This window comes from Peribacillus simplex (genome assembly GCF_030123325.1).
GTDB classification, from domain to species: domain Bacteria; phylum Bacillota; class Bacilli; order Bacillales; family DSM-1321; genus Peribacillus; species Peribacillus simplex_D.
In genome coordinates, this window is the sequence record NZ_CP126106.1 from 3,078,067 (window position 1) to 3,093,274 (window position 15,208).

General features: G+C 39.5%; 12 protein-coding genes. 1 reads left to right on the forward strand and 11 read right to left on the reverse strand.

Annotated features, from left to right (window positions below; all coding sequences use genetic code 11):
• Positions 1-173: 173 nt before the first annotated feature.
• From ssuE to pdxS, 5 genes are all read right to left on the reverse strand, one after another.
• A complete protein-coding gene (gene ssuE / locus QNH43_RS14500) occupies positions 174-707 on the reverse strand; it encodes an NADPH-dependent FMN reductase (protein WP_283914661.1) in 534 nt (177 codons plus the stop codon).
• 210 nt (positions 708-917) lie between these two features.
• Positions 918-1,505, reverse strand: a complete 588-nt coding sequence (locus QNH43_RS14505) for a TetR/AcrR family transcriptional regulator (RefSeq protein ID WP_283914662.1) — start codon at positions 1,503-1,505, stop codon at positions 918-920.
• 174 nt (positions 1,506-1,679) lie between these two features.
• On the reverse strand, positions 1,680-2,426 hold the full coding sequence (locus tag QNH43_RS14510) for an SDR family NAD(P)-dependent oxidoreductase (RefSeq protein ID WP_283914663.1): 747 nt from the start codon (positions 2,424-2,426) through the stop codon (positions 1,680-1,682).
• A 154-nt stretch (positions 2,427-2,580) separates the two neighbouring features.
• Positions 2,581-3,180 carry a pyridoxal 5'-phosphate synthase glutaminase subunit PdxT gene (gene pdxT / locus QNH43_RS14515; protein ID WP_283914664.1) on the reverse strand — a complete coding sequence of 200 codons (600 nt, stop codon included), beginning with the start codon at positions 3,178-3,180 and terminating at the stop codon, positions 2,581-2,583.
• A gap of 1 nt (position 3,181) precedes the next feature.
• Positions 3,182-4,069 carry a pyridoxal 5'-phosphate synthase lyase subunit PdxS gene (pdxS, locus tag QNH43_RS14520; RefSeq protein WP_283914665.1) on the reverse strand — a complete coding sequence of 296 codons (888 nt, stop codon included), beginning with the start codon at positions 4,067-4,069 and terminating at the stop codon, positions 3,182-3,184.
• A gap of 134 nt (positions 4,070-4,203) precedes the next feature.
• Between pdxS and QNH43_RS14525 the strand changes: the two genes are divergently transcribed.
• On the forward strand, positions 4,204-5,598 hold the full coding sequence (locus QNH43_RS14525; protein WP_283914666.1) for a MocR-like pyridoxine biosynthesis transcription factor PdxR: 1,395 nt from the start codon (positions 4,204-4,206) through the stop codon (positions 5,596-5,598).
• 285 nt (positions 5,599-5,883) lie between these two features.
• Here the strand turns inward: QNH43_RS14525 and pabB are convergent, their stop codons facing one another.
• The 6 genes from pabB to QNH43_RS14555 all read right to left on the reverse strand — a co-directional run bounded on the left by pabB (position 5,884) and on the right by QNH43_RS14555 (position 15,159).
• Entirely contained in the window at positions 5,884-7,629 is a 1,746-nt protein-coding gene (gene pabB, locus QNH43_RS14530) for an aminodeoxychorismate synthase component I (protein WP_283914667.1), read from the reverse strand.
• A 92-nt stretch (positions 7,630-7,721) separates the two neighbouring features.
• Positions 7,722-8,744 (reverse strand): LLM class flavin-dependent oxidoreductase, encoded by a 1,023-nt coding sequence (locus QNH43_RS14535; RefSeq protein ID WP_283914668.1) that lies wholly within the window; start codon positions 8,742-8,744, stop codon positions 7,722-7,724.
• A gap of 93 nt (positions 8,745-8,837) precedes the next feature.
• The gene (locus QNH43_RS14540) at positions 8,838-9,836 is read right to left on the reverse strand and encodes an LLM class flavin-dependent oxidoreductase (RefSeq protein ID WP_283914669.1); all 999 of its coding nucleotides are present in this window, start codon (positions 9,834-9,836) and stop codon (positions 8,838-8,840) included.
• 288 nt (positions 9,837-10,124) lie between these two features.
• Complete coding sequence (locus QNH43_RS14545; RefSeq protein WP_283914670.1) at positions 10,125-12,371, reverse strand: AAA domain-containing protein; 2,247 nt, start codon at positions 12,369-12,371, stop codon at positions 10,125-10,127.
• A gap of 232 nt (positions 12,372-12,603) precedes the next feature.
• Positions 12,604-14,400, reverse strand: a complete 1,797-nt coding sequence (gene pepF / locus QNH43_RS14550; RefSeq protein ID WP_283914671.1) for an oligoendopeptidase F — start codon at positions 14,398-14,400, stop codon at positions 12,604-12,606.
• A 117-nt stretch (positions 14,401-14,517) separates the two neighbouring features.
• On the reverse strand, positions 14,518-15,159 hold the full coding sequence (locus tag QNH43_RS14555) for an FMN-dependent NADH-azoreductase (RefSeq protein WP_283918371.1): 642 nt from the start codon (positions 15,157-15,159) through the stop codon (positions 14,518-14,520).
• Between the last annotated feature and the right edge of the window lie 49 nt (positions 15,160-15,208).

A 15,208-nucleotide genomic window follows, 5' to 3' on the forward strand; every position in this document is an offset into this window, starting at 1 on the left:
TATACACACTATTCAATTTATGATTTTATGTTCATTTAAATACGAAAATAGACTCGTCTTTTTAGATAAAGTCTCCAAAAAAATGAGTCTATTTTCATTGATAACCCTATTATTGACGCCTGTTACTACTTAAAAAAATAATTTCTCGAATTCCGTTTTCCTACTTGAAGTCATTAATTTCTTAACTGTATCGCTTCTATAAATTCTTGAACTTGACTCTGGACGCGATCAATTAAATGCGAATCATTGATCGGGTTTTCTGAATTCTGTTTATCTATTTCCTTATCAACAAAATAAATGCCCTGCAGCGGCTCGCCTTTTAATATTGAAATTAATGGTTTAAGCGCATAATCAATCGCCAACAGATGCCTGTTACTTCCACCAATCATGATTGGCAGCACTGGCTTACCCTTAAAAGCACCTTCTGGCAGCAAATCAATCAAAGCTTTCAATACACCTGTATAAGAAGCCTTATAAACCGGTGAACCAATAATGACTCCTCTAGCTGCTTGAATTCTCTCTGAAAGCTTTAAGATATCTTCACTGTTATATTTCCCTTGGAATAAATCATCTGCTGAGAAATCCGTAATTGAGAAATAAGCTGTGGTAAATCCTTCTTTTTCGACTAATGATTGAATATGTTTTAGTGAAATGTCCGTTCTTGATGGAATAGCCGGACTTCCTGATAAAATTACGATATCGCTCATTTAATACCCCTCCATTGTTACATGATTTCCAGATAAAATCTTCGTAAAGCATTTCGTGCAGCATGCATTTATCGTAATAGTCTGAAAAATATAAGTCAAATCTTACACTCTGGTTTAATGAAATCACAAGTTGACGACATCGACCCTGAATGAAAATAAAACGGTCATATTTGCGGCTTGATGCACATGCCCTTCAATATGACCGTTTCATTATGTATGATTTTGTTTACCATGAATACCATATACCAAAAGTTGAGCAATGCTCTTAATTCGTTCAGAATTGAAATATGGCTCCTTTTTTTGTTGATGGATCTCATAATGTGTAGATAATGCCAATGTAAAAGAAATGATCCCTACATTAAATAGGATAATGTCAGAGATATATTGTATCTCTCCGCTATCTATTCTCTTTTGTATTTCAATATGCTTGGCATTTGGCTTGAAAATCTGATCTATATATTGCTTTGAAATATCTTGATCGAATTGTGTTTCCCTAAATAATATCGAAAACTGTTCTTTATTTTCAAGAATTTTTTTTATCATGGTGCAAACATGATTCTCCACTAGTTCATCAGTAGATAGATGGCTAGCACCATCTTCGGATTCCTCTTTTTCATTAGGCGTGATAGTAGCCAAAAGCAAATCTTTTTTACTGTCAAAGTATTTGTAAATAGTAGCTTCGGAAACATTGCATGCAGAGGCAATTTCATTCGTTCTTGTCATGTCAAAACCTTTAGTGGCAAAAAGAGTCCGGGCTACACTTATGATTCGTTCTTTGGTTTGCTGCCCTTTTTTCAAAAATATCAACCTTCTTTTATAAAGATAAGACCGGCTTAACCAATCTATTTTCCATGATATCTCGATGGTATCAATCGGTCAACATATTACCTTTGATCTATTAGAATTCAATATTCCCATATATCATAAATAGAAAACATCGTCTGATTGGGACGATGTTTTCTTTTCAGAAAATCACTTAAAAGATGCATAGCCATCATCGACCATGACTACACTTCCATTAATAGCATCCGCTTCCTCTAACGATAATAGATAGACGGCATTCGCAACGGCTTCTGGCTTAAGTAATTTACCGCGCATTTGACTTGCATTCAATTTATCGATGATTCCCATATCTTTATATCCTTGTATGATAGGAGTGTCAACCCCGCCTGGCGCAATGCCCACTACGCGTATGCCATAAGCACCCAATTCCAAAGCTGCTGTCTGTGTCATCATTCTTACAGCGCCTTTAGTTGCCTGATAGGCAAAAGTCCCATGGGAAGCTAAGTAGCCAAACACGGAAGCGGTATTTATAATGACTCCCTTGTTACCTAGCTCCTTCATTTTCCGTCCTGCTGCCATGATTCCAAAGGCAACCCCGTGCTGGTTCACTCCAATCGTTTTGAAGTAACCCTCCATATCTTGATCTAGGATCATACCGCCTGCACCAATGCCGGCATTATTAAACATGATATCTATCCTTCCGTATGTTTGCACTGCTTTATTGATTAACGATTCAACATCTTCCTGCTTAGAAACATCCGTTTTAACAAAGATGGCCTCTCCGCCATCCGCTTTTATCTGTTCAACAGTTTCCTGTCCCATTTCTTCATTAAAATCCGCAACGACGACCTTGTCTCCTTTTGCTGCGAATTTATAGCATGTTGCTCGGCCAATTCCGCTTGCTCCTCCTGTAATAACTGCAACTCTTGCTGTCATTTCCATTCTCCTCTCAACACTAAAAAGTATGTGAGTAATCACTTACTTTTTCATTATAAAAGTAAAGAATATTGAATTCAAGCAATATGTATTTTTATAGTGTTATGAGCATTCAAAAGTGAAGCTGTCCTATTAATAGGACAGCTTCATTTGTTTAGCAGGTTTTTAATTCGGCCTTACTTATGGATGTCTTCACCATTTCAATGAAAAGTTGCAGAAAACGATCATCACCTGTTAATTCTGGATGAAACGCACTGACAAGGACATGGTCTTGTCTTGCAGCCACTACATTCTCTTCATAAACAGCCAATACTTCTACACCTTCTCCAATTCCATCAGCAAATGGCGCCCGGATGAATACTGCCTTATAAGGGTCTTCCATTCCTTTGATTGAAAGTTCAGCCTCGAAACTATCCCGTTGACGTCCAAATCCGTTTCTTTTCACGGAAATGTCCATCAGTCCAAGATAGGCCTTCTCATCGCCAGTCAATTCATTGGCCGTCAATACCATTCCTGCACATGTACCGAAAATAGGTTTTTTATCTTCGAAGAAAGTTTTGATCGGTTCCATAAATCCATAACGATCCATTAGCTTCCTCATCGTAGTGCTTTCTCCGCCTGGAATGATCAAACCATCGATTTCCAGCAACTGTTCCGGTTTTTTTACTATGATTGCTTGTTCGCCGGCAGCTTTGATTTGGTTCAAGTGTTCTTCAACTGCTCCCTGTAATCCCAAAACACCGATAGTTATCATATTACCATCCACGTTCCTGCATCCGTTCTGCCGGAGCTAGTTTGGAAATATCAATTCCTTTCATTGCACTGCCCAACTCTTTTGATAACCGGCCAATCAATTCATAATCGGTGAAATATGTAGTAGCTTGAACGATTGCCGATGCGAATTTTTCTGGATTTTCAGATTTAAAAATACCAGAACCAACGAAAACGCCATCTGCTCCCAATTCCATCATCAGTGCTGCGTCTGCTGGAGTGGCAATTCCGCCAGCTGCAAAGTTAACTACAGGCAATTTACCCGTGCGTTTGATTTCTCTTAAAATTTCATAAGGGGCCCCAATATTTTTTGCCTCTGTCATTAATTCATCATCACTCATGATGCTCACTTTACGAATTTGTGACTGTACCTTTCTCATATGACGCACAGCTTCCACAATATTACCAGTACCCGGTTCTCCTTTTGTACGAAGCATGGATGCTCCTTCACCAATACGGCGTGCAGCTTCGCCTAAATCACGGCATCCACAAACGAATGGTACGGTGAAATCACTTTTTAGAATATGGTATTCTTCATCAGCAGGAGTCAGTACTTCACTTTCATCGATATAATCCACACCCATGGATTCAAGGACCCTTGATTCAACAATATGGCCAATCCTTGCTTTAGCCATGACTGGGATGGACACTGCATTCATTACTTCCTCGACAATTCGCGGATCTGCCATTCTAGCTACCCCGCCAGCCGCACGGATGTCGGAAGGAACCCTTTCCAATGCCATGACAGCGACAGCACCGGATGCTTCTGCGATTTTTGCTTGTTCAGCGTTAATGACGTCCATAATTACGCCACCCTTTTGCATTTGTGCCATTCCTCTTTTTACTGCGTCAGTTCCTAATAATTTTTCCATTTCTCTTCCCCCTAATATTTGCATTTTTTAGATTTGTTAGATTTAGTATAAAAAATAGTTGACCGCATTGAAAGTGTCAGTTTTAATAAATTTAATGGGTTCAGCGTTAAATTTTTATAAAAGGTGGAAACAAAATGAATATGCTTTCTTGTGATTTAAATCGGTTAAGTGAAATACCTTTGTACGAACAATTATATTCACATATTAAAAAAGAAATCATTGATGGCCGTCTTCTTTACGGCACAAAGTTGCCTTCCAAACGGAAATTGGCAGAGTTCCTTCAAATAAGTCAAAATACTGTAGAGACTGCATATGAACAATTGACTGCCGAAGGATACGTTGAAGTCATACCAAGAAAAGGGTACTATATTCAAACATTCGAGGATTTAGAGTATACACAAACTAACCAAGTATCCTTGGAAAAAAACAATCATAAAGAAGGAGAATTGCTGTATCATTTTCATCCCAGCCAAATTGACACGGAACACTTTCCATTTGAAAAATGGAGGAAATACACGAAAAGCAAAATCGATGAATCACATCAAGATCTTCTTTTATTGGGGGATTCGCAAGGGGAATATGAATTAAGATGTGAAATTGCCCATTATTTGTATCATGCACGTGGTGTACAATGTGTTCCCGAACAGATCATCATTGGTGCAGGAATGGAAATTTTATTGCAGCAGCTTGTCCTTCTATTCGATAAAAATGCCATCTATGGTGTTGAAGATCCTGGGTATCATTTGATTCACCGTATTTTACGCAGTTACCCTAATGAAGTCCATCCATTGGAAATTGATGAAGAAGGCGTAAAGGTGAACCAAATTGAAGATTCAAAGATCGACGTCGTGTATGTCACTCCCTCACATCACTTCCCCAATGGGACGATCCTATCCGTTAACAGGCGGACGCGATTGTTGAACTGGTCCCAAGGGGCAACAAACCGCTATATTATCGAAGACGATTATGATAGTGAATTTCGTTATAGTGGAAAAACAATTCCATCCTTACAAAGTATGGATGCTGGTGATAAGGTAATTTATTTAGGGTCGTTTTCCAAATCATTGATGCCATCGATCCGGATCAGTTATATGGTTCTTCCCGCTCCATTGTTACAACTGCATCAACAGGAATTATCTTTTTACCATTCCACCGTTTCTCGGATTGATCAGCATGTGTTGACACAGTTCATGAAGGAAGGGGATTTCGAAAAGCATTTGAATCGAATGAGGAAAGTTTACCGTCGCAAGTTGGATAAAGTGATCGATCTGTTTAAACCACATAAACAAATAAAGATCATTGGTGAACGGTCAGGATTGCATATCGTCCTCATCGTTAAGAACGGCATGGATGAAGAGACACTTATTCAAAAGGCAAACGAAAATCATATTAAAATTTATGGACTATCGACATATTCTATTGAAAAAATTGATGAAAACCCTCCAAAAATCATATTAGGCTTTGCTGGGATCCCGGAATCCGAATTGGAAAAGGCCATTCACCTTTTATTGACCTCATGGGGTTTATAAACAAAAAAGAAGTTCACTGTCGTGAACTTCTTTTTTGTTTGTCGAACTAAATGAGGTTCTGAATTGTCTCATCCCTATTCCCTTTATGGTTTTAATACAAGACTTTTATTTGTGATGAAAGAGAAATTTGCGACCCTCCTGCCGAATGTCATTTAAATATTCATTCCTAAATTGCCGGTTGAATCGTCAGCAATCAAATATTTTTTTAAAATAGCTCATTGTATTCATCACTCGCAAGCATTCCATAAACCGCAATAAAGATTTCACTTTTTACGAATAATCAGCTTAGAAAGTTAAATTGACTTTTAATTTCCCTCGCACGCTATTAATGAACCAAATTTCCTCAGCGTTATTCAGGTCATCCTTTGAAATGGGTTTTTCTTTGATTTCCTTCTTCCTGATCAAGTCTTGACGGTATGTTCCAGCAAGGAGACCTGAGTCCACAGGAGGGGTATAGAGGTCACCATTTATCTTCACCACTACATTTCCGTTCGTGAATTCGGTGATGAATCCTTCTTCATTCCAAAGCAGTACATCCTGGAAGTCGGGATTATTAATCTGGAAGCCTTCATATACATCACGATTGGTGGTCTTATGAAATAGAAATGGATTTGCACTTGATATGGGAGCTTCAGCCAAGATGGCCTTAAATTCTGAATCAAGGGGCTTGATTGCTTGTCCGGAGACTTCAATTTCACCATTTTCATTAAGTAGTACCCTTACCTTTTGCAACGTCCCATGGTTTAATTCCGCATACTTTTGGAGCAGATCTCTTAAATACGATTCAGAGAATCGGTAATCGAAGTAATCAGCGGATTGTTTCATCCGATCGATATGATCATTCAACAAATAATATTCGCCATCCTTGAGTTTCATCGATTCCAAAAGTTTGTAAGCAGGCCTTTCCACCGTCAATAATTTGGCTTTTAAAAAGGCTTCGTCATATTCTTCCGTTAACTCGGAATCCCAAGTGATTCCCCCTCCTACCCCATACTCAGCTTTCCCTGTTGCCTTATCGATCACGACTGTACGAATCGGCACATTAAAAACGGCTTCGGATTCAGGGGTGATAAACCCGATTGCACCGCAATAAACTTCACGTGGTGAATTCTCGATATCAGCGATGATTTCCATCGTTTTTATTTTAGGTGCACCTGTTATCGATCCACATGGAAAAAGGGCCTTGAATATATCAATGATTGTTGTTTCGGGATTCGTATCGGCTGTAATCGTGGATGTCATTTGCCAAACGGTCGGATATTTTTCAATTGCCTTAAGCTGTGGAACCTTGACACTTCCAGGTTCTGCAATCATTCCCAAATCATTTCTGAGCAAATCCACAATCATGTAATTTTCAGCTTGATTCTTTTCCGAGGCTGCTAACCAGTCTGCATTGAGCTGATCCATTTTCAGTGTCGTTCCCCGTTTTACCGTTCCTTTCATGGGGCGAGTAATCAGCTGACCATCTTCCCAACGGAAAAACAACTCGGGTGAAGCCGATAGGATTCGATGTGTCCCCACATTCAAATAAGCACTATAGTTCGAGCGTTGGGCTCTCTTCAAGCGATCAAAGAAAGCGAAGTCATCTCCTTCGAACTGGGATTGCAAACGCATCGTATAATTGACTTGATACGTATTGCCTTTCTCGATTTCGGATTTTATTCTTTGAAACCCGGAATGATAGGTATTTGAATCCGTTTCTGATTGCCAGTCAGCTAAATTAAATGCCCCGGTCATTTTTTCAGGTAATTCTTCTGGTTTATCAAAAATCCCGAACCATAATAATGGCATTTTGGCACCATCTTTTACTTTAAAAGATTTTTCAAAAGCAGGTGCAGCTTCATAGGAAACATATCCCGCCGCGTAATGCCCCTGTTGAATCGCTTCCTGTACTTTTTGGAATTTGGGAAGGACATCCCCGATTGAATGGGCGGTTAACACTTTTTTCGGGTTCGTAAAATAAAGGGGCCGGCTGTCACCTTGCTTATCTGTGAAGTGAAATATTAAGGATATAGGATCTTCTCGTTTCATTCTTCTCTCCTGACTTTGTTTATGAAGACAATCGGTATGTATTTTATAAAAAAGCTTGCAGACACGTAATCTGCAAGCTCATTCCTTGACACTTATTTCATTCCAGTAACTTCTGCAATGATTTCATAAGAACGAAGGCGTGCATCCTGATCATAAATGGCAGAGTTTATAATCATTTCATCCGCCTGTGTTTCATTTAAAAATGCCTGCAACTGCTCTTTAACCTCTTTTGGATTTCCTATAATGGAAGCGTTCAGCTGTTTCATGACAATGGCCTTTTCATATTCTGTCCAAAGGCCTTCCATCGTATCAACTGGAGGAGCAAGTTGACCAGGCGTGTTCCGTATCAAATTCAAGAACTGCTGTTGATAAGATGTAGCAATCCTTTGCGCTTCTTCCGTAGTATCAGCTGCAAATACATTGATACCAACCATGACATAAGGTTTATCGAGAACGTCTGATGGTTGGAAATTATTGCGGTAACGAGCTAATGCTGGTTGAGTATTTTCAGGGGAAAAATGGCTTGCAAATGAAAATGGCAATCCCAGCTGTGCTGATAATGCTGCACTGAAGCCGCTTGAACCAAGCAGCCAAATCGGGATATCCTGTCCTTCGCCAGGGATGGCGCGAACACGATTATGTTTAGAATCCGCATCTAAGTAGCTACGGAGCTGTGCCAATTGTTCAGGAAAATCCTGGCCGTTATTACGCACATCACCCCGGAGTGCCATGGCTGTAAATTGGTCGCTTCCCGGAGCACGCCCCAGTCCTAAATCTATTCTACCAGGATACATTGCTTCCAATGTTCCAAATTGTTCTGCGATAACGAGCGGTGCATGATTCGGTAGCATTATGCCTCCAGAACCCACACGAATTCTTTCCGTCCTACCTGCAACATAGCCTATAAGCACGGACGTTGCAGAGCTTGCAATCCCAGGCATGCTATGGTGTTCTGCAACCCAGAAACGATTGTAATTCCATTGCTCCGCTTGTTTAGCTAATTCTACTGTATTTTTAAAAGCTCCCGAAACTGTACCACCCTCAACGATAGAAGCCAGATCCAGAACGGAAAAAGAAATGTCGCTAAGTTTTTTTGCATGTTGATCAGCATTCATATCTTCATCTTCTTTCTTTCAATTATGATTAATTGGACGCAAAGCCATCATATAGAAAATGCACACAAAATGCACATAAAATGCTCGAAGGGATTAGCTGTTAAGAATTTCCCTGGCAATCAAACGAAACGAATTAAGCCGATCCTCCAACTTATGAGTGATGGTCATCAGCATCATTTCATCTGCTTGATATTTCTCCTGAATCTCAAAAAGCCGATACTTCACTTGTGAAGGCGTACCAAAAATCAGTTTTTTATTCATGGTTTCCATCAGTGCTTTTTCTTTTTCAGTCCAAACATGATTCATTACCTCTTCTATACTTGGAACCTGCTTTCTTTCCCCTTGCCCACTTTGAATTTTCCATAGAATGTTGCTAAGAGCGATTTCTTTCGCACGTTCCTCCGTTTCAGCACATATGGCCGAAACCGTAACGATCGTTTTAGGTGCTTTAAGTAGCCCTTTTATTTGAAAGTCCTCACGGTACTGGTGAAAACTCTGTACGCCATCACTTTCACTCATGAATTCACCAAACGCGTATGCAGTGCCATTCTCTGCGGCAAGTTTTGCACTTTTCCCGCTTGTTCCCAATATCCATGGTTCAGGCGGTACCATTGGGATAGGAGCAGCAGAGACATTTGAAAAAGGATGTTCTTTCGGAAATTCATCTCTTAGAAAATACAAAAGTTCTTGAACAAGTTCTGGCATTTTGTAAACATTCTGAAGAAAATTATCTGATAATGCCATCGTTGCTTCGGCAGATCCACCGGGAGCACGCCCCAGTCCCATATCAATCCGTCCTGGAAAAAGTGTGGCTAGCATATTATAAGTCTCTGCTATCCTATATGGCTTATAATGCGGAAGCAGCACTGCCCCTGATCCAATCCGGATATTTTTTGTTTGTCCACCAATGTAGCTTATTAAAACCTCTGGAACGGAACAGGCCAATCCCGGCAGATCATGATGTTCAGTTAACCAGATTCTGCTATAACCAAGTCTATCCCCTTCTTGTGCTAGTTGTAGTGATGCCTGCAATGCTTCTTGTGCTGACTGTCCCGATGCAATTGGGGATTGATCCAAAATGCTCAGTTTCATTTTGTTACCGCCTTTCTTGGCTTTCGTAACTTAATGGTAAATCATAACTAGTCGAAAGTCGCATGAAACGCTTGCTTTGTTATGTTAGTTTGCAGCCTTTAACGGAAATTATAAGGAGTTATAACCAAATTGGAGAGTAGAAGTGAATAATATATTCTAACGAGGTGTTTGGTTTAATATATAAATTACGGAGGTGACTTAAGGAGTCATCTCATTACTTATTCTATCGAGGTTTTTTTTGGAATAAATGCAAATGAAGAAAAGCCCTTTTTAAGGGCCTTCCCGAAGCTATTCACTTTTTTTGAATTGTGATAGTAATTCATCTGCCATTATTTGCGAATCCAAACGAGCCGCTATAAATGGGGGCTGAACCCGATTATTGGACTCTACGGGCAAACCTAGCCAGACAACTCTTTTATCAAAGATGATAAAGGAAAAGGAAACAGGTGAATAAATAAAATGATCAGAGCTGATATCAGGGTTTCTTTTTGCTGAAATGATTGTCAATTTCACTGCAGGGTTTCGTTTCATTAAATAATGCTGCCATTCTTCAGACAAACTGTTCAAATCCGGAACAGCGATAACCATCTCTTGTTTTGTCGATTCAATATCCTTCTGAAAGTCCCCCAATTTACGTGCATGCATCCATTGCAATCTCGGGTGCTGGTGTTTAACCCATTTTCCAATGTCTTTCTTTGATACAATCTGATCATTTTGAGTTTGATGATCGACAAGCTGACGAAGTGTTTTGCTGCGGTAAACGTGTTTGTTAACAAATGAAGTGTCGCATACATGTACGAACTTACCCTTAGTCCTTGTTATGGCCACGTTAATGAGCCTTTCACTTTCTCTCCCTGTCAATAACATTCCAGCCCTGTTTTGCGGGTAACTATCAACAGTGTCAAAGATCATCATCTCACGTTCACTTCCCTGGAAACGATGTACAGTTGCAGCGATAATATCCGCCGTTTGCCGTTCTTTTTCATATAAGTCATCCAATAGTTTTTCCATCAAGTCTGCCTGAGCACGATAAGGGGCAACATATCCAATGGATCTTGATCCGCCCACATAAGCTTCATGAATCAGTTGAAAAGATAAAAGCAATTGCCATAAATTCATTCTCGAGTGGGATGTCCGTTCAGTGATGCAATATTCCCCTGCTAAGCTAGTATCGAGAAGTGCTGCTGCCTTATTGGCAAAGGGTTCGGACAGCATTATGCCCTCCCTGCTAGTCGCAACACTCTTATGATCGCCAACAAAATTGTTATAGACGACACGATTAGTGAATGCTGAAATATCCGGATGCATGCGGCGCTGTTCCTTTAATAGGAATAAATGAGGATGAAGTTCTCCTTCTTCAACAGACTGGGCGACACCGGACCTATGAAATATGTCTTCCTTCAGCCAAAGTTTCACGAGGGAATCACGAGCCGAAGCTATAGGTGGCAATTGTTTGAAATCACCACAAACGATCATATGCTTGGCTAACGCTGCAGCAAAAGCTACCTGAGGTACGTAAGCCATACTCGCTTCGTCCAAAATAACCAGATCATACTCTTTTTGATAAACCGTTTCGTCATTTGCGGCTTTAGCCAAGGTAGTCCCGATGACTTTTGCTTCTTTTACGATTTGAATCTCTTTTTGGCGGATTTTCTCCAAGACTTTGGCCAGCTTTTTTTCTATCTCAATTAATTGATCTGTATCCCTTTTACTGAAGGACCCAGCCAAGTCATACTTTAATAGACGTTTTTCTTCGCCAAGCTCTTCTTTTTCTTTAACTAATGTCGGTTCATGCTTACCTAATAATTGCCCTGTCACAATATCATCATGGATGGCTAGTGAGTCACCGATTTGAGATCCATAGCGAAGCACATCGCCTTCTTTGAAACGATCTTTCTTTTTAATGAATGACGAAATTTCTGCCATCAAAACATCGACAGCCTGGTTGCTATGGGACAAAACCAGAACTTTTTTATCTTGAAAATAATGATTGGCTACTGTACGAGCCAAAGTATAGGTTTTTCCTGTACCAGGGGGTCCCCAAACAAAAGTGACAGGATTGAACTTCGAGCGCGCATATAATTCTTTCACACTGCTTTGTTTTTCATTTAAAGGATGTTTTTGGGGCATGGACGGATCCATCAGGCGTTTGATCCGAAGTCTTTTCCTTTTGCTTCTCTTGATTTCATCCAAGCGGACAATCAATTGTTCCAGCAACTCCCAGGGATCATGGTATAAAAAGGCTTCACCGATCATATCGCCTAACGAACGATCAAATACAATGATTATACTTTTCCCCTCTGATGATAGGATTCTTCCATCCTGTTTAATCCCTCCCCATTCCAGTCGAACCAGGGAACCGACAGGGATTTTTACCGATGAACCTGTTTCAAAATAATAATTGAAAGAACCATCACTTGTAAGCAGATGGCCGTTTGAAACCAGGTATTTTGTGCTGCCATACTTTTTCAAATGCAGGATCTCAAGTTGAAGCGCCTGCTGCCATTCTTTTATATAATTTACTGTCGAATTCATTTTTCACTTTCCTCACAAAATATGCCATTTAAGTACAAAGAAACTGGCCCATTGGCTAGGCTCCGATGTTTAAAATAACGCTGTCACCATGACTTTTTTCGCGAATTACCTGTTTCTTCAGCATATAAAATAAGGCCCAATCTATTGATTGGGCCTTTCCTACGCCAATGTTTTAACTATAGCATTTTTTATAACATCATACCATGGGCTCTTTTGGAAGAAATGGTTTAGATTAGCCTTCTGTCAAATCAGTGAATTGGTCGACCAGATCGCTGAAAATCTTCATTGCATTTTCGATTGGATCAGGTTTAGTTAAATCTACGCCTGTTTTCTTAAGCAGCTCCAATGGGAAATCAGAACTCCCGCTTTTCAAGAAAGTCAAATAACTTTCAAGTGTTTTTTTGTCCCCAGAAAGGATCTTATCAGCGATTGTAATGGCTGAAACGTAACCAGTAGCATATTTATAGACATAAAACGGACGATAAAAGTGTGGGATGCGTGACCAGCCAAACTTCACTTCTTCATCGAAAATTATTTCATCTCCATTATAAGCACGAAATATCGATTCATAGGCTGTATTAAAAACCTCGGCATTAAGAGGCTCATCATTTTCAGCTTTTTCATGTACGACCTTTTCGAACTCCGCAAACATCACCTGTGTGAAGAATGTTCCTTTAAAACTATCTATGAAATGGTTAAGTAAGTGTTTTTTCTTCTGTACATCTTTTGTAGTCTTAATTAAATGGCGAATCAAAAGGATTTCATTCACAGTGGAAGCAACTTCAGCGACAAAAATGGAATACCCAGCACTTATTTGCGGTTGGTATTTTGAGCTATAGTATGAATGCACGCCATGTCCAGATTCATGTGCAAGTGTAAATACACTGTCTAAGTCATCACGGTGGTTTAATAAGATGAATGGGTGAACACCATAAAGTCCTAAATTGTAAGCACCTGAACGTTTTCCAGGTGTTTCCCTGACGTCGATATATCTTTTTTCCTTAAAGGTTTTCAGGATTGTGATATACTCTTCGCCAAGAGGTTTCAGCGCCTCCACCATCAAAGAAAAGCCATCATCGTAAGAAATCTCCTCTTTAGCGCCTTCAACTAAAGGTACACTTAAATCATAGGCACGCAATTCTTCTACCCCAAGCAGTTTTTTTCTTAAATGAATGTATTTATGCATAGGTCCGATATTTTGCTTAGTAGACATAATCAAATTATCATAAACCTCTTTTGGAACTTGATCTCCAAATAATGATTTTTCCAAGGCAGATGGATAATTTCTTAGTTTTGACAGATTTACATTATTCTTGATTGCCGTGGAAAGTGTGGAAGCGATTGTATTCTTCAATTGTACATATGGCTGATAATAGGCGAAATAGGCCTCTTTTCTTTTATCGCGATCATCGTCTTCAATCAATTTGGAATACATTCCTCGCGTCAGCTCTACCCTCTCGCCGTCTTCATTCGTAACTTCCCCAAATTTAATATCAGCATTGTTGATCATCCCGAACGTTTTTTGTGGTGCTGAAAAGGCTTCACCTATTTGGGAAAGCACCTCTTCTTGTTCTTTCGATAACACATGGGCTTTATAGCGGAAGGAATCAAGTAGATCCTCCTCAAAATATTTCAAACCCTCGATTTCTTTTATGTACCCTTTTAATGTGTTTTCTTCCAGGCTCAAAAGAAACGGCATGAAAAATGCAGAAGCATTACTTATTTTCTGGCCTAACTTACCAGCCCGATCCAGCAATGCTTGTGATGAGGTTACCCGTGTATCCAAATCCGCTTGCAGCATGGCAAAAACATATAGCTTGTTATAAATGTACCCAAGTTCCTCACTTAATCGTAAATAATCGAACAAATCTTGAGCCGACTGAATATGTCCATCGTAAGTTTTTAATTTTTCTGTCATCTTCAGGACTTCTTGATAATCTTTTTCCCAATTAGACTGATCATCGTAAATATCCTTTAAGTTCCATGTTTCTTCTATTTTTATTTCGTCACGCGATTTAAACGTTTGCATATTGTCTGCACTTCCTTTCATGCTTTTGGGCTTACCCTTTATTATAATCGACTTTCAGAAAAATCTGCATAGAAAAACCAGTATGCTAAAAATACATACTGGTTTCCCCTTTTATTATTAGAATTTTGCTGCAGTTTCAGCAACTTTCGCCAATCCTTCTGCAACGATATCCTGGGAGCGATCTGGGTATTGATTATGTCCCTCGATTACAACTGTTTCTGGGTTTGTTATGCCCCATAAGTTTAAATTCATCTTAATGTATTTCTCTGCCATTTCGCCAGCATCCATTCCAGGCAATGCATAATCGGATCCGCGCGCATTAAGTAATGCCACTTTTTTACCTCCAGCTAAGCCGACTGGGCCTTCAGCTGTATATTTGAACGTTGTTCCCGCTTGAGCAAGATAAGAAATATAAGTCACCAATGGTGCCGGAACCGTTGCGTTCCATAACGGGAAGGCAAAAACTACTTTATCGGCAGCAAGGAATTGATTCAAGTATTGTTGCACGATATCGGCAATCTCCACTTCTTCCTCAGTCAATTCCATGCCTTGGTTGCGTTTATATAGGGCAGTGATTGCTGTATTTCCGTAGTAAGGTAAGTTCAGTTTAAATAAATCCAATTCAGTTATTTCATCGTTAGTATTTGCTTCCTTATATGTGTTCAAAAACGTTTCATACATTTTGACACTAATAGCTTGATCCGCTGGGCGGTCATTTGATTTAACAAATAATACTTTAGACATTGTTCTTCCCCCAATTGTTAATTATTTTATGTCATTAAAAAATAGCATTTAATCCATATATCTC